Here is a 21,301-nt window from a genome sequence, read left to right as displayed (position 1 = left end):
GCCCCACTTGATTAAGTGAGGCTAATCGCTTGATTGTCAAGCTCCCGAGACTGGGCTCGAACCAGTGACCCTCTGATTAACAGTCAGATGCTCTAACCAGCTGAGCTACTCGGGAATTTAGACTACTAGTGTAGTCTCTGGTTTTTTTTAAGCTCCCTGCCTGCGCAGGGACTATCCTTTCGGGAGTGCAATATTCGGGATTTTAAATTATTAATCCAATATTTGCATCAAAATTTTTTAAAATAATTATGAGCTTGATTATTATTGGTACGGTTGCCTTTGACGCAATTGAAACTCCTTTCGGAAAAACAGAGAAAATTGTTGGTGGCGCCGCTACCTATGCGAGCCTTGCTGCTTCGTACTTCTACGACAAAGTTAAAATTGTTGGCGTAGTGGGTGATGACTTTCACGCATCTGATATTAAGAACTTTAACGATCACGGTATCGATACCGAAGGGCTACAGATAAAAAAAGGAGAGAAGTCTTTCTTTTGGTCCGGCAAATATCATAACGATATGAACAGCCGCGATACTCTGGCTACTGAATTAAATGTTCTTGCTGATTTTGATCCCATTATTCCGGAGAGCTACCAGGACTGTGAGTACCTTATGCTGGGGAATCTTACTCCGCAGGTTCAGCAAACCGTAATCAGCCGACTTAAAAAACGCCCTAAACTAATTGTTTTAGACACGATGAACTTCTGGATGGATATCGCTCTGGATGATCTTTTGGGCGTGATCAAAAATATTGACGTTTTAACAATCAATGATGAAGAGGCACGGCAGCTTTCAGGTGAATACTCTCTTGTAAAAGCGGCAAATAAAATATTGAAGATGGGACCTAAGTACCTCATCATTAAAAAAGGTGAACACGGTGCTCTTCTTTTCCACGAAGATTTAATATTTTCTGCTCCAGCCTTGCCTTTGGCAGAAGTTTTTGATCCAACCGGTGCCGGAGATACCTTCGCTGGTGGATTTATCGGATATCTTGCACAAGTAGGAACAGTTAATTTCGCAAGTATGAAGAACGCAATCATCTACGGTTCTGCACTTGCTTCATTCTGTGTAGAGAAGTTCGGCACAGATAAGATAATGGATCTTACGCAAGAGCAGATCTCGGGAAGGGTGGAGAAGTTTGTGAAGTTGAGCAGTTTTGTTATTGAATAAAGTAATCGATACCACAACCCTTCTTTTTCTAGACGTGTCTCGACATAGAAGTGGAATTAAAGCCTCACAGAAATGTGAGGCAATCATTTCTCGCAGTATGCAGATCCGAATGGCATACACCGCAAAACAGGATATCGATTTCAATATCTGTTTCAGTAGCCTCCCGGCGATTTATATTCATCAGTATCAGATCATCTGCACGTGATGCAGCTCCGAATGCTTTAACTTGAAATTTTTCCATTTTAATTATTGTGATTTTAATTTTTCTTAAATTCTGGGTGATTACCTAATCAGAATCGGTGAAAAGGGACAGCTAATTAGTTCCATTTTGACCACTTAAATCGATAATGACTTGCATTACAATAACTCTGGCAATACCTTTAAGTTTGCCGTTAAGTAAACTCATTTTAACTTTATTGAGGGTAACAATCATTTTCTGTAAGCATTAGCTAGCGGTTCCAGACGTAAAACGTATCACATTTCACTCCCCGTATTAGTTTCTAAAATTCTGCGTAACCATCAACCCATACCTTCCACCATCCAGAATACCTATGCCCAGCCGTCCAAATGCGGGATGCAGGATATTTGCCTTATGGCCCGGAGAGTTCATCAGGCCGGTATGAGCTAACTCGAGTGTTGGTGCCAGCGCAAGATTTTCGCCAGCCGTCAAAAAGCCAACATTTTCATCGCGTGCGCGTTTAGATGGGCTTTCTCCTTCTTTATTAATATGTGAGAAATAACCTTTGGCGAACATATCTTCCGAATGCAGTCTGGCTACTTTCCTCATCTCAGGATCGGGTTCTAAAGCTGGAAGCCCTTCTTTCTTCCTTTCTTGGTTTACAAGTAATAACATTTCCGCCTCCAGGTCCTCGCGCACTTTAGGATCCTTTAGAGTGAAATCTAAAGTTATGGACTTCTTTGCATCCGGCTCCAAGGTAAGGTTGGTCATCGACCGGCTGACTGCATCTTCAAACACGGGAGCCAATTTATCACCAATCCACTGGACATGCGGACTTGCAGCGGTAGCTAATGAACTCTCACGAGCGTTCGCGGTAATACCATCCGAAAAGGGCATCGCTAACAGCAACGAGCCGAGAATTGCTATGTAAATCAATCCGTTAACCAAACCTGGGATAGTCCCAAATAGACGATTGGTTATACTGTGATGCACCCGGAGAGGAAGCTTTGTCAATCCTTTCATCGCAATGGCCCATATTAGCATTCTAGCTAATGCAAAGCATGCAATAAATGCCAAAGGAAGGGTCCACACCCCTGCCGGTCCGGCAAATTTCTCGTAAATGGCTACTACATACCCTGATGCCCAAAAGGCAAAGACAAGCCCTACAGCTAAGAGTAGCAGATCAATTCCTCCAAGAATAAAGCCTTTTTGATAGCCGGCATATATGGCAAGAAGAACAATCAGAAGTAATATAACGTCTACCGGATTCATTTCATTTACTTGTACTTCCTACCCTTGCTTCTGTCATTATTCCTTATACCTTGACCTTTTCGTTCCTTACTCAATCTTGATACTTAACTTAAACGTTTGCTTCACGCCCCTGCCTGCTGGCATGCAATGACACCAGTCTTGATTCCTGGTTCCAGTTCCCGGCTCTATTTGACCTCTACTACCGTCCAATTATTCGCCCTTCTGTTCCAGATAATCGAGTAATCCTTGTTATGGATCAGTTTGTAGGTTTCTGCATTAGGGCTGTTTACAAGACGTAAAAAACCGTAGTTATATATTTCATATTTAAACACAAATGGCTGAGTGGTTTTCAGAAGAACCGGACTGTAATTCCTTCCATCGTCGGAGAGGTAAACAGTCATGGCACTATTACCATATAATGCTAAATTAATCCAGTTGCTTTCACTTACAGGCGGCGGTGGATTTTGTTGGGGCTGAGGTACCGCCGGGCGGGCAGCAGTTGTAGATGAAGTATTGATTCCTTTAGCATAGTACCAGCCTTTCTGTATTGCGTCTACGCGTGCTGCCCTTCCCGGGTGACTTGTATTACCCAAGGCAGGTGCGATCTTTTGTATAGCAGCGGTGGCATCTCCGAGGCTTGCTCCGATTTTGGCCAATGCATAACCTGAAAAATAATCCGCCTCGAGTTCTTTAGCTGGGGTACTTCCATTTCCCGAAACAAGATGGCTATGGTAATGGTGGCCAATCTCATGAGCAAGGACGCTTACTGAGGCCCAATTGGTATTCGAATATTGATCCAGTGCTGTAAGGAACCTGTTATCATAAATGATAAAACGTTTGTTGCGAATAATTGTCGCATATGCGTTATTAATACCGCTTTGCTCCAAAAGAGTAAAATTCTGCTTCCAGTTTACGCTGTCGAGAATTGTTCTTACATATGCGCCTGCCTCATACGCGCTCAGAAAATTATAGACTTTTGAAGGCGGTGGAATTAATATACCGCACTGGTTAGTCTTCTGTGCAAAAGCAATTTGGGAACATAACAGGAGGAATAGCACTATTCGTTTCATACAATCGGGGTAATAAGCTAATAACGGAGGGACCGGTAATTATGTTATAACACAGATTACCGCAGGAAGTTTCCTGTGGCTTTCATCTACAAACAGCCCCCTGAAAAATGGGCCTGATTAGCCTCATATATTTTACCAAAATAATTCATGAACCGCAAATGCCATGAAAATTGTTCCGCGTCCAAAGTTATTCTTAAATAGGTGTCTGATATTTCTCCGATATTAAACTAATTGTGTCTATTTCTGGCCAGGGCGGGCCGACACCCCTATCGTGCAAAAATTAGACATAACATATTGTAAATGAATATGATATTCGACTAAATATTTGATGGCAGGGATATTGCTAGCTCTCTATAACTAAATAACAAAACAATGAAAACTATACTTAGCACTTTAATCATTTGTTTCCTCGCCGTGGCGGGAATTGCACAAACGACCAGCACGGTGAATATCATATTCAGGGGCGTCACTAAAACTACCAATAACTATGAGGTAAGAATTGATGACAAGCGTTATTTTTCGAATACCGGTACGAACAACGCTCCAAATTATATGATATCGGTCGACAATATCTTAACAGGTACACACGCATTAAAGCTATACCGCTTGAAGAGCAATAGCGTATCCGCCAATGCTAATTCTCAAAACACATTAGTCTATTCGAATAACTTCGTACTGAGGGAAGGATATGAAATGAATATTACTGTGCGTGCAAATGGAGCGGTTGAGTTCAGTGAAGTAATCTCTGAAATGACCAGTCCGGTAAGCACGGGCCCTATGGCTACTGCGGTTTTCAATACCCTTAAGCAAAGCGTCCAATCACAATCTTCGCAGGCGATTAAAGCTGAGAAGATCAGGGACGTATTTATGAACACAGATAATCGCTTCACCAGTGCTCAAGTCCGACAATTACTTGTCCTGGTTACCTCCGAGAGCGATAAACTGGATCTTGCCAAGCTAGCTTATGCTGGGGTTACAGATCCTTCAAATTTTGCTGCCTTGAGTAATGTTTTCAGCAGCACGACCAGGAGAAATGAATTTGCTGAGTTTGTCCAAATGAGTGCAGCCTCTACTATCAGTGCACGGGTACTTATTTCGGATTCAAACTTCAATACTCTGGTTACTAATGTCAAGAGTAAATGGTCGCAATCACTCAAAGGTGAAGCCATTAGAGATGCTTTTACCAATTCAAACAATTACTATACAACCACCCAGGTCAGGCAATTGATGGGACTTGTGACTTCAGAAAGCGACCGGATGGATTTGATTAAAATGGCTTACCCAATAGTAACCGATGCAAATAATTTTGCATCCCTTGTTGATGTGTTTGCCAGCACCGCAAACCGCACTGAATTCAACGAGTATGTTATTTCAAAAGGTGGAGTAGCCGTCAATACTGGGATGAAAGCACAAATGACGGTTAATAATTTCAATTTGTTGATGACCAGCATCCAGTCTAAATGGTCGCAGGCACTCAAAACAGATGCTGTGAGGGATGCGTTTATCAACACAAATAATTACTTCAGCACTGAACAAATCAGACAGCTACTCACACAAGTTACATCAGAATCCGATAGGCTAGCCTTAGCGAAACTGTCGTTCCGTTCAGTTATGGATCCAAACATGTTCTATCAACTGGGCGACCTTTTCACTTCGACCAGTTTCAGAAATGAATTTAACACCTTCGCAAGTGCACAAACAGGAGTGACAGTGACTTCCACGGTGAGAACTCCTATGAGCAATAGTGATTTTAGCCTCTTGGTTCTTAGCATCAGAAGTAATCTTTTGCAACTTCTTAAGGTGCAAGCTGAAAGGGACGTATTTGCAAACCCGAATAATTTCTTTACAACTGCTCAGATAAAACAGCTGCTCCTTTTAATTAACGCGGAGCCTAGCCGTTTGGAACTTGCGAAAATGTCATATAAAACAGTTACGGATCCCGCAAACTTTACAAAGTTAAATGATTTGTTTCAAATGCAGTCGAGCAAAGACGAATTGACAGCATATGTGAAGAGTTATCAGGTGAATTAGAGGTCGGAGGTCGGAGGACTGAAGTCGGAGGTTGGAAGTCGGAAGTGGATAGGCGGTCAAGAAAAACGATTCTATTTCCGATTGGGTACACATAATTCAACTTACAGTTCGAAATAAACACATGCCAAAAAAGGCCATTCAGTTAATCCCTGAAAGGCCTTTCTCGTACCTTAATTAGTACCCTCATCATACTCCTTAACCACCCCCAAGTCGTGATACTTGATACTTGATACTCAGTCCTAGTCTACGTAAGCAATACAATCCAATTGCACCAGCACACCATCCCGCCCCATCAATTCGGCGCTGGTACCGGTATAAGAACGAACGGGTGCCGGATCAGGAAAGTAGCCCCGATAGGCTTCATTTAGGGGAGCTATATTTTTATTCGGTTCAACAACGGTCATATGCACTTTGAGAGCATTAGCCATAGACGATCCGGCGCCATCAAGAACTTCTTTTAATGTATCAAGAATACTTTTTATCTGAACTTTAATATCTCCTGGGTCTGCCCTTCTTTCCGGATACCAGCCACCTATGCCCGAAACAAAAAGTAAGTGACCTGAACGGATACAGCCGGAAAGAACTGGCACCGGTCCCTGGGATGTAGGTACAACGGTATTTGTGTTCCCGCCGCTGTTGCTTTTGCGAACCACCTGTTTCTTTGGTGTCCATTGTCCTTTTCTCTTCCTTTGCGCCATGGCTTCGTTGGACGACACGGCAATCGCCGCTCCAGCCAGAGGCAGCAAGGTTAGGCTTTTAAGTAAGTTTCTTCGGTTCATCTTATGATCTTTTAATTGAATGATCAGTCTACGTAAGCTATACATCCTACCTGCAGGAGGATACCATCCCGCCCCATTTGGCTGGGCTTGGAACTGCTGAATGAGCGCACGGGGGGATTCTCTGGAAAGAATTCATAATAGCCCTCATTAAGCTTCGCAAGATTCTTTTTCGGTTCGCAAACGGTCATGAAAATCTGTAGCACATTATGCATGCCTGAGCCGGCAGCTTCCAGTGCTTCTTTCATACTAGTCAGAGCACCGGTTATCTGAACCTTCGCATCTCCCGGTTCCGGCCGCCGGTTTGCGTACCATCCTCCGATACCTCCCACAAAAAGTAAGTGGCCAGAACGCAGACAGGATGAATTTGCGCCCCGAATCAACTGCTTCTTAGGCAGCCATTCTTCCGGTTCTGCGGCAACAGGCGGGCTCTGAAAAGCCGCTAGCCTTACTGCAGCACCTGCCAGAGGTAAAAGAGTTAAACCCGTGAGGATTTCTATTCGATTCATGTTTCGGAGCTTGGTTCATTAAATATAAGAAACAAGCAGGCTTAGTCCAAAGCTCATGAAGTTTTTAACAGCGTCTAGCCGTAGGATGCCTAAACTCTTATCAAATTAATCCGGAAGCAAAACTTGTTACTTGATACTTACTACTCGATTATCCTCAAACCAATCTCCCCACCACCTTAAACCTCTCAAAAACTGCCACAGTGTGCGGAGCATCCTTCAGTTCGTCAGTAAGGTCCTGCCCTGCCCAATGTTCATAATGTTTACCGTTTTTCCAAAGGCGACTTTCGGTAACATCATATATCAAGCCTTTATAAGCGATCCAAATATCGGGTTTATCCTGTCCATTCCGGAGTGCAAGGTATTGCCTGGTGTATTTAGGAAAATCCATCAGCCTCAAACAGTCTCTCTCTTTTTAAAATACTCAAACAAGCGAATGTTGATGAGCAACATAGACATTGAATAGAAATGATCTTCAAAAGGGATAGTGCCAATCCGGAATGCCATGTTCTCAGCATCGTTATACATTACAATGGGGATTGATGTAAGGATTCCATTAACGACATAAAATGGGAGTAGTGAAACGAGAAAAGCTAAGTAGAACCTGCCGAGATTGGCTTTTTGGATGAATTCTACATAACTTAAAACCAGCAGCAATAGTCCAAAAGTGATTAGTGTATACACCCGGTCGTAAAAAATCAAAAGTAAGATTATACTTAAAATGATCAGAATAATGCTTATAGGCCTGGAAACTTCTCCAAGCAGGTCTCTTTTAATGTAGAAGTTCAGGCACTCGTAGATAAATATACAGGCAAATGGAACCGTTACGAAAAACAGAATCTCTTCGACAGGCAAATTAAGAATGTATGTACCTATCACATAATCAGGATTAAAAGACCAGACATCGAGAATAGTGAAAAGGTGATCCCATACCAGGAAAAGGAGTCCTGTAATAAAAAGCCCGGGGAATATATAATTCCAGCTTTTATAAAATCGTACACGGCTGTCGAAGGAAAGCAAAACAGGAAACAGGATTGTCAGGAAGTTGATTAAAAGATAGGCGGACTTCATAATTCGTTGCCAGTTACCAGTTATCAGTTACCAGGCTGGGTGGTTAAATATAGCGGTTAAATATCTAACTTATGCACGATAGAACTCTGTAATCACTGCATAAACTCTGCGCACTCTACGGTAAAATCCCTGAACAAAAAAAACACCGGAATTTCTCCCGGTGCTTTCATATAAGTAAAGTTGATTCTTATGTTATGAAGCTTTTACTATCGCGAAATCAATTAATCGCGAATTGGGTGCTCCGTAAATCAGTATCATAAGGTCTCAACGATTTCTTAAGCAGTTTTCTGGCAACATGAATCCTTGTTTTAACTGTTCCAATTGGAATTGTTAAGCGATCAGCGATTTCATGATACTTATGCCCTTCGAAATGCATTGTGAATGGAACGTAGTATTCATCCGGAAGCTTTCCCAATGCATTTTTAATATCCTCCATGATGAACTTTGGTTCACCCTGGTTTAGTGTAGCACTATACATCAGATTGGCAGATGAGATATCATCAGACTTGGTAACGAAGGAACTTATCTTAACGAATCTCCTGTAATTATTAATGAAGGTGTTTTTCATGATGGTATATAACCATCCTTTAAGGTTAGTTCCCTCTTTAAACTTATTGTAGTAGGTGATGGCTTTCAACATAGTATCCTGTACCAAGTCATTTGCATCATCTGAATCATGAGTAAAGTGTAAAGCGTACATTTTGAGAGAGCTCGCCTGGCGCGTAACCATAGTGTTGAATTCGATTGTGTTCATTTTTGTTTAGGTTAGAGAGTAAACAAATCACTTATTTCTTCGCAATTCAAAGGAACTAAGTGTTTTCAAGTAGACGCATATTAACCAACAAAGTGTATGCCTGTTTAGGATATTTGGGTAAAAAGAGTAGAGATAGGATGTAGTTAAAGAAGCCTGGCAAAATTCAACCGGGCAAATGTTCGAATTTTAGATAATATTCACTTCCCGTTCAAGAGTGATATCAAATCGGTTTTGGACACTCGCAACAATTAATTCAGAAAAGTTATATATCTCATTACCAGATGCTTTTCCCACATTCACTATTACAAGTGCCTGGTTCTTCCAGGTACCGGTTTGCCCTAAAATCTTTCCTTTCCACCCGCATTGTTCAATAAGCCACCCCGCAGCAAGCTTTATAAAGCCTTGAGAAGCGGGGTAGTGAACTATGTCTGGAAAATTGGACTGCAACTGTATAAATTTGCCTACCGGAATTATGGGATTCTTAAAAAAACTACCCGCATTCCCTATCGTTTTTGGATCTGGCAATTTGCCGACGCGGATATGTGAAACGACGGATGAAATATCCTTAATTGTAGGTTTAATTTTATTACGTTTATCGAGCTCCTCTTGAATGGCCCCATAGGTGACTTTGGGAGAAAAAACAGTTGAAAGTTTAAACGTTACTTTTGTGATAATATAAAGATCTTTTAATGTCGTTTTAAAAATGCTATCGCGGTAACTGAAATTACATTCATCTCTGGTGAATGTCCGGATGAGGCCGGATGATATTTCGAAAGCCCTGCAGGAATGGAAAACATCCATAAGCTCTACTCCATAAGCCCCAATATTTTGAACGGGTGACGCGCCCACAGAACCAGGTATCAAGCTCATATTTTCCATGCCTGCGAATTCATGTTCGACCGAAAAATTGACAAGATTATTCCATATTTCACCGCCCCCGGCACTCAGGTAGACGTCATTACCCTCAGATCTGTGGCTAATACCCTGAATATTCATGTGAATTACAAGTCCATCATAATCCTTTGTGAAAAGCATATTGCTGCCGCCACCAAGCACAAGCTTCGGAACTTGTTTAATATCTTCATCGGAAAAGAGAGCATTTAAGTCTTCTTCACTTTTAATGTCGGCGAACATTCGCGCCCGTGCCATTACACCGAAAGTATTCAAGTCCTTTAGAGAGACATTTTCCTGTATAATCATGAGATTCCGGCAGCTTGATCTTACTTACGTTTCCTGAAATATTTTCCCGAAGCTAGCAATAATCCAAACTCCTCAGAAGGATTTTTATCCATTGATTTATGATGAATCTTATGGGCCCTTCTTATTCCCAAAAGATAGCGGTTGTTAGTTTTAAATGGCTTCACACGAGTGTGAATAAACCAGTCGTGGAAGATGAAGTATATAAGTCCATACACCGAAATTCCTACACCTATCCAAAACGCTGTATCCAGACTTTCCCTTCCAACCCACATTAGATACAGTGAAATTGCCGCAAAAAGTATACTGAATACATCATTAGCCTCAAACCAGCTCGTATGGGGCTTATGGTGTGACTGATGAATAAACCAGAGCGGGCCGTGGAAGAGGTATTTGTGAATCGCCCAGGAGAATGCCTCCATGAAAATGAGCGTTGTGATTATTAGGGCTAGGCTTATTATGATTTGCATGGGTAATATACGTTTTTACGTTGTACGTTATACGTTATACGTTACTAGACGCTGTGCAACGTATAACTGAACAGCTGTGCTACGTATCACGTATAACTTAACCGATGTGCAACGTATTACGTATAACGTACAACGTATAACTTAAATATGAATCGCCCTATTCTCCGTCGCCGCCATCGCTGCCTCTCTGAATGACTCCGTATAAGTCGGATGTGCGTGAGAGATCCTCGCTATGTCTTCGGCCGAGGCCCGGAACTCCATCGCTACTACCGCTTCAGCAATCATATCAGCTGCACGCGGGCCAATCATATGGACTCCGAGTATCTCATCAGTGCCAACATCTGCCAGTACTTTAACAAATCCATCGGTATCCATACTGGCACGCGCCCGGCCGCTTGCTTTGAAAGGGAACGACCCCGCTTTGTATTTAATACCGCGTTCTTTCAGCTGCTCTTCAGTCTCGCCAACACTTGCCACTTCCGGCCAGGTGTAAACAACTCCCGGAATCAGGTTATAATTGATGTGCGGTTTCTGTCCGGCGATACGTTCAGCTACATAAGTCCCTTCATCTTCAGCTTTGTGAGCCAGCATAGCGCCTTTGATCACATCGCCTATGGCATAAATTCCCGGCACTGAAGTCTCCAGATGCTCATTAACCGGAATTTTCTTCCCGCGCTCTTCCAGACTAATACCGATATTTTCAAGACCGAGGCTCTCGGTATAAGCTGTACGACCAACTGCAACAATACAGTAATCACCCTCAACAGCAATCTTTTCGCCTTTTGTACTATCAGCACTAACGGTTACTTTACCACCCTTCACCGTCGCTCCGCTTACTTTGTGGCTTAACAGAAACTCCATTCCAAGTCGCGATAGAACTTTTTGTAGTTCCTTACCTAAACCTTTATCCATAGTTGCGATTATGGTATCCATAAATTCAACAACAGTTACTTTTGATCCCAATCTGGCATAAACAGATCCGAGTTCAAGTCCGATAACTCCACCACCGATAACGATGAGGTGCTTAGGTATTTCAGTTAAATTCAACGCTTCTGTTGAAGTTATGATTCTCTTTTTATCTGTTTTAAGAAACGGCAGCTCAGTGGGTTTAGAACCTGTCGCCAGTATAATGTTGGCACCTGTAATATTTTCTGATTTTCCGTCTGATTTGGTAATCTTGACTGTGTTTTTATCAATCATTGATCCCATTCCCTGGAAGGCAGTGATCTTATTCTTCTTGAACAGAAAAGCTATACCCCCTGTAGTTTGGGCAACCACATCATCTTTACGTTTAACCATTTGTTTAAGATCCGGCTTCAGATCTTTTAGGTTAATTCCATGCTCCTTGAAGTTATGCAACGCATTATGATAATGTTCGGAAGAATCCAAAAGAGCTTTTGATGGGATACAGCCCACATTAAGGCAGGTACCTCCATATGTGTTATATTTCTCAACAACTGCAGTTTTCATACCCAATTGAGCACAACGAATTGCGGCAACATATCCGCCGGGTCCACTTCCAATAACTATAACGTCAAATTGCATGCAAGGATAATTTTTATGTACAGAGCAAAGTTAAGAAATAGGGACGAGATTGCCGCGCTCCGCACGCAATGACACGCTCCTGGTAACGGTGTCCTGGTAGGTGGTACGACGAAGCAATTGCCGCGCTCCACTCGCAATGACTAAGAATCCAGCGTGGTTGTCCTTGCGAGCCCGCCTGCCGGCCGGCAGGGAGGCACGACGAAGCAACCATTTTTTTTCATAATTTTATAATCCCGCAAACCAGTTAGAATAGTATCTTGAAATGAACCTAAAATCAACTTTGATAGTTTTCTTACTGGCCCTAAGTACCCTTTCAGGATTCGGCCAGAATAAAGTCCCGACTTTTACAAAAGCAGACACACTCCGCGGGAAGCTTACACCGCAGAGAAGCTATGACATTAACTACTATCACCTGGATGTGAAAATAGATATTGACAATAAGTTTATCATCGGCACAAATATTTTCAAATTCACCGCTACTCAAGATTTGCAACGGCTGCAGTTCGATCTTTTCGGAAACCTCGCGGTGGATAAAGTGATTTATAAGGGAAAGGAACTGGCCTTCCAAAGAGAGTTTAATGCAGTTTTCATAGATTTCCCTCGTTTAATCAGGCGAGGTACCAAGGACGAGTTTACAGTTTATTACAGCGGCAACCCATTGGTAGCAAAAAGGGCTCCATGGGATGGCGGATTTACCTTTGCCCAGGATAAACAGGGCAAACCCTGGGTGGGAGTATCATGTCAGGGCCTGGGTGCTAGTTCCTGGTGGCCGACAAAAGACCATCAGTCGGACGAAGTGGACAGCATGATGATAAGTGTTTCTGTTCCTGATGGCCTGATGGATATCAGCAACGGTCGTTTGCGTTCAACAAAGAAACTTAATAACGGCTTCACGCGTTATGACTGGTTTGTTTCCTACCCAATCAATAATTACAGTGTTACCCTGAATATTGCTGACTACGTGCATTTCGATGACATCTACAATGGCGAAAATGGAAACCTTACTTTGGATTACTATGTGCTCAGAGAAAATCTGGACAAGGCCAGGAAACAATTCGGAGCAAATGTAAAGCCGATGTTAAAGGTGTTCGAAAACTGGTTTGGCCCATATCCCTTTTACAGGGATGGATTTAAACTGATCGATGCGCCCTACCTTGGAATGGAGCATCAAAGTGCTGTCGCCTATGGCAATAAATATCTTAATGGATATATGGGTACTGACCTTTCCGGCACTGGTTACGGTCTAAAGTGGGACTATATTATAATCCACGAAGCCGGCCATGAATGGTTTGGAAACAACATCACTTCAAAAGACATTGCAGACATGTGGATTCATGAAGGATTCACGATGTATTCGGAAGGTTTGTATGTTGAAAGTCTTGATGGAAAAAAAGCCGGTGCAAAGTACCTGGCCGGAGTTAGAAAGAAGGTAAGGAATGATAGTCCCATCATCGGCCCTTACGATGTAAATACAGAAGGCTCCGGCGATATGTATTATAAAGGTGCCAATCTGGTTCACACGCTGCGAACACTTGTTGACGATGATGTAAAATGGCGTTCAATCCTCCGCGGACTCAATAAAGACTTCGGATTAAAGACCACTACGACCGTTGAAGTTGTGAATTACATTAATGCAAAATCAGGTAAGGATCTCACCAAAGTTTTTGAGCAGTATCTTCGGTACATCAGTATTCCTGAACTGGAATACAAAACGAGCAGCGGAACTGTAAAGTATCGTTGGAATTCAGAAGTACCCGGTTTTAATATGCCGGTTAGAATTCTCATGGGCAACAAAAATCAATGGATCCAACCCACAACAGCCTGGAAAACCCTGAAGCTTAAATCAGCATTTACACCTGATATTGAGAATTTCTTTATCACAGTGAAACAGGCGGATTAAGCTTTTCTACAGGGACTGCAGCATTCAACTCCGCCCTAATAACCTAAGTAAAAATTATTTACAAATCTCTGCAACGTTTTTCAGGAAGGCTCGTCTTATGGATATAGTACGAAACTTAACCAAACAATAATCATGAGATATCTTAAAAACTACCTGGTGCTTCTGGCCTTTCTAATTGCTGGTTCCCAACTGGATGCTTCGTCCGCTTTAATAACCGTTGTGAAAAGCAAGCATGTAGTAGCTGACGATACACGAGTCGTATCCGGTTTTACGGGCATTTCTTCATCGGGAAGCTACAATGTTATTATTACAATGGGTAGCACCGAGAATCTGCGACTCGAAGGTGATGCCGAACAAATTGCGGAAATTGAAACTGTAGTTGAGGAGGGAACATTAAAGATTAGGAATAAGAACAATAACGGTAGTTGGAACCGCAATTGGAGCGGCAAGGTTAATATTTATGTAACAGCCAAATCACTGAAAAATATAACGCTCAGCGGATCCGGAGACATTAATGTAAAGGGCGTTGTAAAATCTACTAATCTTTCAACGACTCTCAGCGGCTCAGGAAATATTTCTCTTGCGCTTGAAGCGACAAACTACTCTGCCATAATTAGTGGTTCAGGAGAAATCAAAGCGAGCGGACATACAGAAAATGCGAAAATTAACGTAAATGGTTCGGGTGATTTTGAAGGCAACGGACTTCGTACAAATGTAACGAGTGCGAAAGTGAGCGGATCTGGAAACATTTCTGTAAACGCCGATCGAGCGCTTGATGCGGCAATGAGCGGATCCGGAAATATAAGATATAACGGTAGTGCAAATGTTAAGTCGAGCAAAAGTGGTTCGGGGAGGATTAGCAAATTATAGAAGCAAGGAGCAAGTAATTAGGGCTGGAGCACAAGTTTAATGGAATTCATAGGATTGTAGCTTTCATATGATCCGGTCCCGATAAAAATAGATACAAACATCAAAAGCCCGTTGGATTCAGCGGGCTTTTGATGTTCTGCAGTTAACTTAAAACTTATGACCTACAACTTATAACTTCATTGGTGCAGTTAACTTAAAACTTATAACCTACAACCTTTATCTTCATTGGTGCAGCTAACGTATAAAGTACAACTATATTCCGAGTAACAACCTTGCCGGATCTTCCAACAGCTGCTTAACCCGAACAAGAAAACCAACAGATTCCCGCCCGTCAATGATCCTGTGATCATATGAAAGAGCAACATACATAATCGGGCGAATAACTACCTGTCCATTTAAAGCTACAGGGCGCTCTACGATATTATGCATTCCAAGAATTGCCGACTGTGGTGCGTTAATAATTGGAGTCGACATCATAGATCCGAAAACACCCCCATTCGTAATGGTAAATGTTCCGCCTGTCATCTCCTCAAGGGTTAGCTTACTATCACGGGCTTTCGTGGCCAAGTCAATAACCGACGCCTCAATCTGGGCAAGCGACATTGCCTCAGCATTCCTTATTACCGGAACAACTAAACCTTTCGGTGCAGATACGGCTATTGAAATATCAGCAAACTCATTGAAAACTATTTCCTCTCCATCAATGCGCGCATTCACAGAAGGGAAATCCTTAAGTGCTTCACAAACAGCCTTGGTAAAGAATGACATAAAACCTAGACCAACACCATGTTTTTCTTTAAATTTATCTTTGTATTTAGTACGCAAATCCATTATCGGCTGCATATCAACCTCGTTAAATGTAGTTAACATGGCCGTTTCGTTTCGTACAGCTACAAGGCGTTTAGCCACTGTTTTCCGTAACGAAGACATCTTTTCGCGACGCTCAACTCTTGAACCCGGAACTGAAACCTTGGCAGGCTGGGCCGTCGGAGCTTTAGCGGGGGCTGCAGCTGCAGGTTTTTTTCCAGCTTCTGCATTCAAGGCATCTTCCTTGGTCAGTCGGCCGTCAACTCCTGTTCCTTTTACACTGGATGTGTCAACCCCTTTTTCAGCAAGGATTTTAGCAGCAGCTGGTGATGGACTGCCTGAAGCATAGGTTGATTCTTTTTCTTCAGATTTAACCGCAGCTGGTTTTAATTCTTCTTTTTCCGGAGCAGATTCCTGCCCTGCAGCTTTGCTGTCAGCACTTCCCCCCTCTTCAATACTGCAGACAGGTGCACCAATTTCTAAAGTATCGCCTTCCTTAGCAATAGTTTTTAAAGTTCCAGCTTTCTCAGCTGTTAGTTCAAAGGTGGCTTTGTCAGATTCCAGCTCTGCAATAACCTCATCCATTTCCACGTAATCGCCATCTTTTTTAATCCATTGGGATAAGGTTACTTCCGAAATAGATTCGCCAACAGGCGGAACTTTGATTACTAAACTCATAATGGTTTCTATTATTTCTATTAGTCTATATTAACAACTTTTTTTGTTGTATTCTCTACTTTTTTCTTAACCTCAGGCCCGGCGGACGTTTCGAACGCCTGACCAACAACTAATAATTGTTGGGTAATGTGCTGCTTTGCATATCCTGTAGCCGTACTGCTGCTCTCTTTGCGGCAAACCACGTCGAAATCAAATGCAGATCTGCGGAATTTCCTTGCAATATAAGGCCAAACACCCATATTTTCTGGTTCTTCCTGTACCCAAACGTGCTCTTTAGCTTTCTTATACCTTAATCTTATAGAATCCAGTTGTTCAAACGGAGTGGGATAGAGCTGCTCAACACGTATGATAGCAACATCTTTTCTTTTATCAGCCTGCTGTTTCTCAAGCAAATCGTAATAAATTTTACCGGTGCAATACAGTACACGTTTAACATCACCGGCTTTTACATAAGTATCGTCAATTACCTCACGGAACCCACCGTCGGTGAATTCTTCAAGTTTACTAACACACTGCTGACTGCGCAATAAGCTTTTGGGAGTAAAAACTACCAGTGGCTTACGGAAATCGCGCTTAAGCTGACGGCGTAGAAGGTGAAAGAAATTTGCCGGGGTAGTACAATTTGCAACCTGAATATTATCATCGGCACAAGCCTCCATAAAGCGCTCTATCCTGCCTGACGAATGTTCAGGACCTTGTCCTTCAAAACCATGTGGAAGCAGCATCACCAAACCGTTTGAACGCTGCCACTTGGTTTCCGCACTTGTAATGAACTGATCGATAATGATCTGAGCACCATTCACGAAATCTCCAAACTGCGCTTCCCATACCACCAAAGCCATTGGGTTAGCAAGAGCGTAACCATATTCAAAGCCAAGTACACCATATTCGGACAAATGCGAATTATAAATCTCAAATTTAGCGGCACCGCTATCTAATTGTGCTAAGGGTACATATTCTTCTTCAGAATTTTCGAGTGTAAGTACAGCATGCCTGTGCGAGAAAGTTCCACGCTCAACATCCTGTCCGCTAACCCGTACACGGAAGCCATCCCTAAGCAACGATCCATAGGCCATTAATTCAGCCATTGCCCAATCGAAAACTTTTGTTTCCGACATCTTCTTACGATCATCAAAAAGCTTCTCTATTTTCTTGAAAAACTTCTTATCTGATGGCAGGGTACTAATATTTCTAGCTATATCCAGTAATTTTTTAGCTGGAACATTTGTATCAGATGGAGTGTCTACCCAGTTAGTTACCAGGCGAAGCCCCTTCCAGGATCCGGCGAGAACAGAATTCATTGCTGAATACGTCTCATCCTCTTTAGCTTCATTTAACCTGTCTTGTAATAATGCTCTGAAGTTTTTCTCCATCTCCTTGGCAAGACTGGCATCTACACTACCTTGTTCAAGTAGCTTTTTATTATATATCTCCCTTGGATTGGGGTGTTTTTCAATAGCCTTGTACAATAATGGCTGAGTAAATTTAGGTTCGTCTGCCTCGTTGTGTCCAAAACGACGATAACAAAGAATATCTATAAAGACATCATTGTGATACTTCTGACGATATTCAACTGCCATATTTATTGCATAGACCAGTGCTTCGACATCATCTCCATTAACGTGAAAAACTGGTGATAACGTAGTTTTAGCAAGGTCAGTACAATAGGTTGATGATCGCGCATCTTTATAATTAGTAGTAAATCCTACCTGATTATTGATTACCAGATGGATGCTACCCCCAGTTCTGTATCCCTCAAGTTTTGCCATCTGCAAAACCTCATAAGTTATGCCCTGTCCGGCCAGAGATGCATCGCCATGAATCAATATCGGAGCAATGCGTTTATAATCCCCGCCGTATTTGAAGTCTATTTTAGACCTCACCATCCCTTCTACGAGTGGATCAACAGCTTCCAGATGCGATGGATTTGGACACAAACTTAAGTGAACCTTCTTACCGCCCACTGTTTCGACATCAGTAGAATATCCCAAATGATATTTCACATCACCTCCAAAAGGCGTGTTTACATCGAATCCTTTCCCTTCAAATTCCGAAAAAATATTCTTGTATGTTTTATACATGATATTGGCAAGAACGTTAAGCCGTCCCCGATGCGCCATACCGATCACAAATTCTTCAATCCCCAACTCTGCGCCTTTTTCAATTACAGAATCAAGTGCGGGAATTACGGACTCAGCACCCTCAAGCGAAAAGCGCTTCTGACCGAGAAATTTAGTTCCGAGAAAGTTCTCAAAAACAACAGCCTCATTTAACTTCCCAAGAATCCTTTTTTTAGTTTCAATGCTGAAATTGGGCGTGTTACGCTCACTTTCCATTCGTTTTTCGAACCACTTTAACTTTTCGGGGTTACGAAGATATTTGTATTCTACACCTATAGACTGGCAATAGGTTTCCTCAATCAATGCGATAATGTCCTTCAGTTTTGCAGGGCCAAGGCCTACTTCTACCCCAGCATTAAATACCGTTTCCAGGTCGGAATCCTGCAGGCCAAAGGTTTCCAGTTCCTTTCCCGGATAATATGATCTTCGCTCACGAACAGGATTTGTTTTTGTAAATAAATGTCCTCGCTGGCGATAGCCATTGATCATATTCAACACGTTGATTTCCTTGAAAAAATGATCCGGAGTTTCAGCACTTACTACCCCTGCGTCAGAACCGCGGCCAAAGTCGAAGCCCTCAAAGAACTTCTGCCAGCCAAAATCAACTAAATTTGGATCTTGTTTATATGATTGGTAGAGAGAATCGATGTAGGCAGAATTCGCGTTACTGATGTATGATAAGTTATCCATTTATAAACAAAATCTTTTGCGACACAAAAATAAGATTTTAAGCATAGAATCGTGAAAAAGATTACCATTTTAAACCTCTGGTGCAAAGGGCGGTCGCACCATATATTCGCTGAGGTCGTATTTTTCTCGTTCCAGGCCAGACAGGGTCCAGGGCTGGTGAATCATCGCACCAGGGACTGCAGCAAGCTCGGGGACCCATAACCGTACGTAATCACCGTTTGGATCAAACTCTTTTGCTTGCTTCAACACGTTAAAGTGTTGGTATTCTTTAGGGTCATTGCCTACGCCTGCTATATAAGCCCAGTTTCCCCAGTTATTTGCCGGGCAATAGTCGATCAGCTTCTCTTCGAAGTAAGACGCTCCCCACATCCAGTTTACTTTAAGGTTTTTAACCAGAAAACTTGCTGCATTCTGCCTTCCGCGGTTACTCATAAAGCCTGTGGAGTTCAGTTCTCTAATATTTGCGTCAATAAATGGGACACCCGTTTTCCCTTGCTTCCATAATTCAAAGTGGTCTTGCTGATGTTCAGCCTCTTCAGGAGCCACACCTTTAAATCCGATTTTCTGAAAGAACTTATTCCCATATTTCTTAAACATGAAACGGAAATAATCGCGCCACAGTAGTTGAAGGAATAGTGCGTAAGTAGAATCGGAGGAGCCTCTCTCCTGCTCATATTTTTTAATTTCCCAATAAACTTCACGGGGCGACAGGCAGCCAAAGGCTATCCAGGCAGAAAACTTCGAAGAGTAGTCAGCCCCTAATAAACTGTTCCTGGTTTGTTTATAATTCTTTACCGCGTCAGTTTCCCAAAAATAGCTGTGCATTCGCGCCAATGCTTCTGTTTCCCCACCTTTAAATTTCATCACTGAACGTTCATCAGTATTTTGAATATCGACAAAACCCAGTTCAGACATGGATGGAACCACTCCGCTTTCCATATTTGGAGGAATACTGAAGTTGCGAGGGGAATCGGTGCATTTTCTGACTGAACTATCTCGTTCTATTTTTTTTCGGAATGAAGAAAAAACGTCAGGAATATTATTTATAGGAAACGGAAGATCCTCTTTGTGATATAAGGTGTGACCGATAAAGTGCTTAAGGTTTATTTTCAATCTCCATAGTGCATTCTCTACATCTGCAGATACTCTAGTTTCCTCTGAAGCCACTTCTCTGTGATGATAAACCTCCGTAACCTCGTATTTAGTAACAAGCTCGGGTAAAATATCTTCTGGCTTACCTGTACGGATGATGAGGTCTGCTCCAAGCTTTTGCAATGAATTCTGTAGATCCGCAACGCATTCGGTCAAAAATTTAGCCCTGATAGAGCCTGTTTTTTCAGTCTGAAAGGACGTAGTTTCAAACTGTCGAGGATCGAAACAATAAACAGGAACAACAGTCTCGCCTTTGCGAACCGCCTCAGTCAGTATCTCATTATCGTGAATTCGTAGATCTTTTCTAAACCAAACTAAAATGGTTTTTCCGCTCATATGTTATTAGCTATATGGATAGCTTCTGATAATTTTCCTCAAGAGTCTAATGGTTTTTCAAATTACGGTCTTAGAGTTGACATTTATGATCATCCTCTTGTAAGTTTTTACATTCTCCTATAGTTTATTGTGAAAACTCATTAGATGCTTCTGCAAACATGTTTATAAATTTTTATTATATTTAGTAAAGATAAAACCCTTGCTATGAAAAGCGTGAAACACATAATCCAGAACAAATCAAATGCTATCTATTCGGTAACTCCCGAAACTTCGGTGCTTAAAGCACTACAGGTAATGATGGATAAAAACATCAGTGCGTTACTGGTTATGGAAGGCCCTATATTAAAGGGTATTTTCACCGAACGGGATTATGCACGAAAAATCATACTACAGGGCAAATCTTCAAAAGATACGCACATAGCTGAGGTTATGACAGCCCAACTTGAAACAGTAGGTAAGGATTCAACCATCGACCAATGTATGGAGATTATGACGAGCAAACACATACGGCACTTACCAATCGTTGAGGATGGTAAGGTTGGTGGGATGATTTCGATCGGAGATCTGGTCAAATTTGTAATTGAAGATCAGAAACAAACGATTGAACAATTGAAGAGCTATATAAGCAGCTGAACAAATTAGTAATTGAGTAAATGAGCAGATAAACAAATGGGAAACGGTTCATTTGTATAGAATGCTTTGCAAAATTTAATATTTGATTAATATTCTTATT

General features: G+C 42.0%; 19 protein-coding genes and 1 tRNA gene. 5 read left to right on the top strand and 15 right to left on the bottom strand.

What is annotated here, in order from left to right:
* Nucleotides 1-41: 41 nt before the first annotated feature.
* Nucleotides 42-115, bottom strand: a tRNA-Asn gene (locus tag ACLL8Z_RS05110).
* A 133-nt stretch (nucleotides 116-248) separates the two neighbouring features.
* On the opposite strand from ACLL8Z_RS05110, the gene ACLL8Z_RS05105 reads away from it, so the two are divergent.
* Nucleotides 249-1,166 carry a PfkB family carbohydrate kinase gene (locus ACLL8Z_RS05105; RefSeq protein WP_411273686.1) on the top strand — a complete coding sequence of 306 codons (918 nt, stop codon included), beginning with the start codon at nucleotides 249-251 and terminating at the stop codon, nucleotides 1,164-1,166.
* A gap of 64 nt (nucleotides 1,167-1,230) precedes the next feature.
* Here the strand turns inward: ACLL8Z_RS05105 and ACLL8Z_RS05100 are convergent, their stop codons facing one another.
* The 3 genes from ACLL8Z_RS05100 to ACLL8Z_RS05090 form a co-directional block, all read right to left on the bottom strand.
* Nucleotides 1,231-1,407 (bottom strand): hypothetical protein, encoded by a 177-nt coding sequence (locus ACLL8Z_RS05100; protein ID WP_411273685.1) that lies wholly within the window; start codon nucleotides 1,405-1,407, stop codon nucleotides 1,231-1,233.
* Between the two features lie 252 nt (nucleotides 1,408-1,659).
* Complete coding sequence (locus ACLL8Z_RS05095) at nucleotides 1,660-2,616, bottom strand: CvpA family protein (protein WP_411273684.1); 957 nt, start codon at nucleotides 2,614-2,616, stop codon at nucleotides 1,660-1,662.
* 164 nt (nucleotides 2,617-2,780) lie between these two features.
* Entirely contained in the window at nucleotides 2,781-3,665 is an 885-nt protein-coding gene (locus tag ACLL8Z_RS05090) for a M48 family metalloprotease (protein WP_411273683.1), read from the bottom strand.
* A gap of 372 nt (nucleotides 3,666-4,037) precedes the next feature.
* On the opposite strand from ACLL8Z_RS05090, the gene ACLL8Z_RS05085 reads away from it, so the two are divergent.
* Nucleotides 4,038-5,696, top strand: coding sequence for a DUF4476 domain-containing protein (locus ACLL8Z_RS05085; RefSeq protein WP_411273682.1), 1,659 nt, complete (start codon nucleotides 4,038-4,040; stop codon nucleotides 5,694-5,696).
* 239 nt (nucleotides 5,697-5,935) lie between these two features.
* On the opposite strand, the gene ACLL8Z_RS05080 is transcribed toward ACLL8Z_RS05085, so the two are convergent.
* The 8 genes from ACLL8Z_RS05080 to lpdA form a co-directional block, all read right to left on the bottom strand.
* Nucleotides 5,936-6,475 (bottom strand): RidA family protein, encoded by a 540-nt coding sequence (locus ACLL8Z_RS05080; protein WP_411273681.1) that lies wholly within the window; start codon nucleotides 6,473-6,475, stop codon nucleotides 5,936-5,938.
* Nucleotides 6,476-6,498: 23 nt separating this feature from the next.
* Nucleotides 6,499-6,981: a RidA family protein gene (locus ACLL8Z_RS05075; RefSeq protein WP_411273680.1), complete on the bottom strand. Its 483-nt coding sequence runs from the start codon at nucleotides 6,979-6,981 to the stop codon at nucleotides 6,499-6,501.
* Between the two features lie 154 nt (nucleotides 6,982-7,135).
* A complete protein-coding gene (locus tag ACLL8Z_RS05070) occupies nucleotides 7,136-7,369 on the bottom strand; it encodes a cytochrome b5 domain-containing protein (protein ID WP_411273679.1) in 234 nt (77 codons plus the stop codon).
* A 5-nt stretch (nucleotides 7,370-7,374) separates the two neighbouring features.
* Nucleotides 7,375-8,049, bottom strand: a complete 675-nt coding sequence (locus ACLL8Z_RS05065) for a lycopene cyclase domain-containing protein (RefSeq protein WP_411273678.1) — start codon at nucleotides 8,047-8,049, stop codon at nucleotides 7,375-7,377.
* Nucleotides 8,050-8,266: 217 nt separating this feature from the next.
* Nucleotides 8,267-8,803, bottom strand: coding sequence for a sigma-70 family RNA polymerase sigma factor (locus ACLL8Z_RS05060; RefSeq protein ID WP_411273677.1), 537 nt, complete (start codon nucleotides 8,801-8,803; stop codon nucleotides 8,267-8,269).
* 186 nt (nucleotides 8,804-8,989) lie between these two features.
* Nucleotides 8,990-10,003, bottom strand: coding sequence for a UDP-N-acetylmuramate dehydrogenase (gene murB / locus ACLL8Z_RS05055; protein WP_411273676.1), 1,014 nt, complete (start codon nucleotides 10,001-10,003; stop codon nucleotides 8,990-8,992).
* 20 nt (nucleotides 10,004-10,023) lie between these two features.
* Nucleotides 10,024-10,470 carry a sterol desaturase family protein gene (locus ACLL8Z_RS05050; protein ID WP_411273675.1) on the bottom strand — a complete coding sequence of 149 codons (447 nt, stop codon included), beginning with the start codon at nucleotides 10,468-10,470 and terminating at the stop codon, nucleotides 10,024-10,026.
* A 141-nt stretch (nucleotides 10,471-10,611) separates the two neighbouring features.
* Complete coding sequence (gene lpdA, locus ACLL8Z_RS05045; RefSeq protein ID WP_411273674.1) at nucleotides 10,612-12,015, bottom strand: dihydrolipoyl dehydrogenase; 1,404 nt, start codon at nucleotides 12,013-12,015, stop codon at nucleotides 10,612-10,614.
* 262 nt (nucleotides 12,016-12,277) lie between these two features.
* Between lpdA and ACLL8Z_RS05040 the strand changes: the two genes are divergently transcribed.
* Nucleotides 12,278-13,915: a M1 family metallopeptidase gene (locus tag ACLL8Z_RS05040; protein ID WP_411273673.1), complete on the top strand. Its 1,638-nt coding sequence runs from the start codon at nucleotides 12,278-12,280 to the stop codon at nucleotides 13,913-13,915.
* Between the two features lie 132 nt (nucleotides 13,916-14,047).
* Entirely contained in the window at nucleotides 14,048-14,785 is a 738-nt protein-coding gene (locus ACLL8Z_RS05035; protein ID WP_411273672.1) for a head GIN domain-containing protein, read from the top strand.
* Between the two features lie 252 nt (nucleotides 14,786-15,037).
* On the opposite strand, the gene odhB is transcribed toward ACLL8Z_RS05035, so the two are convergent.
* The 3 genes from odhB to ACLL8Z_RS05020 all read right to left on the bottom strand — a co-directional run bounded on the left by odhB (nucleotide 15,038) and on the right by ACLL8Z_RS05020 (nucleotide 20,568).
* Entirely contained in the window at nucleotides 15,038-16,270 is a 1,233-nt protein-coding gene (odhB, locus tag ACLL8Z_RS05030) for a 2-oxoglutarate dehydrogenase complex dihydrolipoyllysine-residue succinyltransferase (protein ID WP_411273671.1), read from the bottom strand.
* A gap of 20 nt (nucleotides 16,271-16,290) precedes the next feature.
* The gene (locus tag ACLL8Z_RS05025; protein ID WP_411273670.1) at nucleotides 16,291-19,080 is read right to left on the bottom strand and encodes a 2-oxoglutarate dehydrogenase E1 component; all 2,790 of its coding nucleotides are present in this window, start codon (nucleotides 19,078-19,080) and stop codon (nucleotides 16,291-16,293) included.
* A 69-nt stretch (nucleotides 19,081-19,149) separates the two neighbouring features.
* Nucleotides 19,150-20,568 (bottom strand): DASH family cryptochrome, encoded by a 1,419-nt coding sequence (locus tag ACLL8Z_RS05020; protein ID WP_411273669.1) that lies wholly within the window; start codon nucleotides 20,566-20,568, stop codon nucleotides 19,150-19,152.
* Nucleotides 20,569-20,772: 204 nt separating this feature from the next.
* On the opposite strand from ACLL8Z_RS05020, the gene ACLL8Z_RS05015 reads away from it, so the two are divergent.
* Nucleotides 20,773-21,201, top strand: a complete 429-nt coding sequence (locus ACLL8Z_RS05015; RefSeq protein WP_411273668.1) for a CBS domain-containing protein — start codon at nucleotides 20,773-20,775, stop codon at nucleotides 21,199-21,201.
* Nucleotides 21,202-21,301: the final 100 nt, after the last annotated feature.

Source organism: Daejeonella sp. (assembly GCF_046590655.1).
GTDB lineage: Bacteria > Bacteroidota > Bacteroidia > Sphingobacteriales > Sphingobacteriaceae > Daejeonella.
The sequence above is the reverse complement of the archived record's forward strand: the minus strand, read 5'-3'. Positions and strand labels throughout refer to the sequence as shown.

Bases quoted from the DNA above. Each gene is read 5' to 3' on its own strand.
- ACLL8Z_RS05080 (WP_411273681.1), bottom strand. From the start codon at position 6,475: ATGAACCGAAGAAACTTACTTAAAAGCCTAACCTTGCTGCCTCTGGCT.
- lpdA (WP_411273674.1), bottom strand. From the start codon at position 12,015: ATGCAATTTGACGTTATAGTTATTGGAAGTGGACCCGGCGGATATGTT.
- ACLL8Z_RS05040 (WP_411273673.1), top strand. From the start codon at position 12,278: ATGAACCTAAAATCAACTTTGATAGTTTTCTTACTGGCCCTAAGTACC.
- ACLL8Z_RS05025 (WP_411273670.1), bottom strand. From the start codon at position 19,080: ATGGATAACTTATCATACATCAGTAACGCGAATTCTGCCTACATCGAT.
- ACLL8Z_RS05105 (WP_411273686.1), top strand. From the start codon at position 249: ATGAGCTTGATTATTATTGGTACGGTTGCCTTTGACGCAATTGAAACT.
- ACLL8Z_RS05060 (WP_411273677.1), bottom strand. From the start codon at position 8,803: ATGAACACAATCGAATTCAACACTATGGTTACGCGCCAGGCGAGCTCT.
- ACLL8Z_RS05075 (WP_411273680.1), bottom strand. From the start codon at position 6,981: ATGAATCGAATAGAAATCCTCACGGGTTTAACTCTTTTACCTCTGGCA.
- ACLL8Z_RS05015 (WP_411273668.1), top strand. From the start codon at position 20,773: ATGAAAAGCGTGAAACACATAATCCAGAACAAATCAAATGCTATCTAT.
- ACLL8Z_RS05035 (WP_411273672.1), top strand. From the start codon at position 14,048: ATGAGATATCTTAAAAACTACCTGGTGCTTCTGGCCTTTCTAATTGCT.
- ACLL8Z_RS05090 (WP_411273683.1), bottom strand. From the start codon at position 3,665: ATGAAACGAATAGTGCTATTCCTCCTGTTATGTTCCCAAATTGCTTTT.
- ACLL8Z_RS05095 (WP_411273684.1), bottom strand. From the start codon at position 2,616: ATGAATCCGGTAGACGTTATATTACTTCTGATTGTTCTTCTTGCCATA.
- ACLL8Z_RS05020 (WP_411273669.1), bottom strand. From the start codon at position 20,568: ATGAGCGGAAAAACCATTTTAGTTTGGTTTAGAAAAGATCTACGAATT.
- ACLL8Z_RS05065 (WP_411273678.1), bottom strand. From the start codon at position 8,049: ATGAAGTCCGCCTATCTTTTAATCAACTTCCTGACAATCCTGTTTCCT.
- ACLL8Z_RS05100 (WP_411273685.1), bottom strand. From the start codon at position 1,407: ATGGAAAAATTTCAAGTTAAAGCATTCGGAGCTGCATCACGTGCAGAT.
- ACLL8Z_RS05085 (WP_411273682.1), top strand. From the start codon at position 4,038: ATGAAAACTATACTTAGCACTTTAATCATTTGTTTCCTCGCCGTGGCG.
- murB (WP_411273676.1), bottom strand. From the start codon at position 10,003: ATGATTATACAGGAAAATGTCTCTCTAAAGGACTTGAATACTTTCGGT.
- ACLL8Z_RS05050 (WP_411273675.1), bottom strand. From the start codon at position 10,470: ATGCAAATCATAATAAGCCTAGCCCTAATAATCACAACGCTCATTTTC.
- odhB (WP_411273671.1), bottom strand. From the start codon at position 16,270: ATGAGTTTAGTAATCAAAGTTCCGCCTGTTGGCGAATCTATTTCGGAA.
- ACLL8Z_RS05070 (WP_411273679.1), bottom strand. From the start codon at position 7,369: ATGGATTTTCCTAAATACACCAGGCAATACCTTGCACTCCGGAATGGA.